Here is a 1,040-nt window from a genome sequence, read left to right as displayed (position 1 = left end):
TTTCCACCAGCCGGGCACGATATACCTGGCGATCGCGTGTCGCTCGGAAGTGCCTGTGGATAGATTGTCGTCGATCGACGGTCAGCATGGCGATCCTCGCGGGTAACGCAGTCGGCTGCGCAGGGTGTTCAGTACCGTCATACGCCCGATGTCCTGGCCGAAGTCGAGGATGATCTGGCGCGCCTTGTGGATAACCACGGCGGCGCGATGAACCAGTTCCTGCAGCACGGTGCGCAGCCGACGCCGCTTGGCCGGATGGCGGACCGGGCTCAGCTCGCCGGTCATGCCCAGCTGCCCCATCAGCCGCAGGATGTTGTAGGCCAGCTGAGCCAGATGCAGGATCAGGTTGTTGGTGGCGAACTTTCCCGAGGGCAGCCGCTCCAGGTCGAGATCGGTCTTGATCTCGCTGTGGAACTGTTCATGGGTGGCATGCGCCTGGTAGCGCTGGATGACCGCCTCCGGTGCCTCGTTCAGGCTGGTCCACCAGCCTTCCAGCTCATACTCCGGTTCGAGCAGGAACTGGCCATCGGCGTGTGTCGTCCGCTCCACCAGACGCATCACGCGCGTGACCTCGACCTCGGTCTGGCCCTCGCGGATCGTGACGGTCTGGGTCCACAGCGCCTGGCGCTTGCCGGGGCGCAGCTCTTGCCAATAGTCTTCAGCCACCGCCAGCCAGGTGGCGAGGTCGGCCTTGGCCGAGCCGCGCGGGTTCCATTTGACGAGATAGTCCAGCCGGCGGCCCGCCTCAGCAAAGGCCTGCCGCTGCCGTTCGAGCAGGGCCAGATGGGCCTGGCTGTCGAAGCCGCTGTCCTCGCGCAGCAGGATCGGTTGTTCGGTCAGGCCCTGGGCGCGGGGCAACACCCGCTCCAGGAAGGCGTTGCTCTCCTTCATGGTGTGCTGCTTGCCGGGACGCAGCTCCAGGCCCAGGCACCAGCCTTCGTTGCCCAGATAGGCGGCGATGGGCGTGTAGCCATCGACCTTCTGGTAGGTGCGCGAGACGCCTTCTTTCTTCGAGTTGCTGTTATCCATGACGAAGGTGT

Annotated in this window: 1 protein-coding gene; it reads right to left on the bottom strand. The window is 64.9% G+C overall.

The window, feature by feature from the left end; all coding sequences use genetic code 11:
- Positions 1 to 81: 81 nt before the first annotated feature.
- Positions 82 to 1,040 (bottom strand): IS1380 family transposase (locus ACESMD_RS03975; protein WP_372610536.1); only part of this gene is annotated, 959 nt, incomplete at its 5' end.

It is taken from the genome of Halomonas sp. (assembly GCF_041689495.1).
GTDB lineage: Bacteria > Pseudomonadota > Gammaproteobacteria > Pseudomonadales > Halomonadaceae > Halomonas.
This window is presented reverse-complemented; position numbering and strand designations above follow the sequence as displayed.